At 52.2% G+C, this 1007-nt stretch carries 1 rRNA gene; it reads left to right on the top strand.

The features are described from left to right. Positions 1–355: 355 nt before the first annotated feature. Positions 356–1007 (top strand): 16S ribosomal RNA (locus ABZ880_RS54450); the annotation flags it as partial.

The raw sequence follows: 1007 nt of genomic DNA on the forward strand, positions 1-1007 counted from the left end.
GAATGCCCCGGCAATCGCCGCTGTAGGGATGGGTTCTGTGGATTACTGGCCTCTGGCGAGTTCTACCATCGAGCAACGGAAGGCAACCACGCCCGCCGGACGCCGCAATGGCTGAAGTCGGGCGCTGAGTCCTTCTCCTGGCGTGCCCCAGGCCACACGCCGCCCGTTCGGGCTCAGTGTGGTCGACGGCTTCGCTGGGGAACACATGAGTGGGAAAGCGGATTGCCGGCTCGCACGGCGCCCACGGCTCCTGCCGCAGGTGCTTTGCCCGGCGCGTCTCCGGACGCCACCCAGTGAACTTGACATCTCTCCGGCGCTGCTCGCAGCACCGGTTGCCGTTTTTCCGCGGCGGACGATAGTTATCTGGTTGATTCTGCCAGTAGTCATATGCTTGTCTCAAAGATTAAGCCATGCATGTCTAAGTATAAGCAATTATACAGCGAAACTGCGAATGGCTCATTATATAAGTTATCGTTTATTTGATAGTACCTTACTACTTGGATAACCGTGGTAATTCTAGAGCTAATACATGCTAAAAATCCCGACTTCGGAAGGGATGTATTTATTAGATTAAAAACCAATGCCCTCTGGGCTCTTTGGTGATTCATGATAACTTCTCGAATCGCACGGCCTTGCGCCGGCGATGGTTCATTCAAATTTCTTCCCTATCAACTTTCGATGTTTGGGTATTGGCCAAACATGGTTGCAACGGGTAACGGAGGGTTAGGGCTCGACCCCGGAGAAGGAGCCTGAGAAACGGCTACTACATCCAAGGAAGGCAGCAGGCGCGCAAATTACCCAATCCCGACACGGGGAGGTAGTGACAATAAATACTGATACAGGGCTCTTTTGGGTCTTGTAATTGGAATGAGTACAATTTAAATCCCTTAACGAGGAACAATTGGAGGGCAAGTCTGGTGCCAGCAGCCGCGGTAATTCCAGCTCCAATAGCGTATATTAAAGTTGTTGTGGTTAAAAAGCTCGTAGTTGAACCTTGGGCCTGGCTG

The sequence above is a fragment of the Streptomyces sp. NPDC047043 genome, assembly GCF_040644055.1.
Taxonomy (GTDB): Bacteria; Actinomycetota; Actinomycetes; order Streptomycetales; family Streptomycetaceae; genus Streptomyces.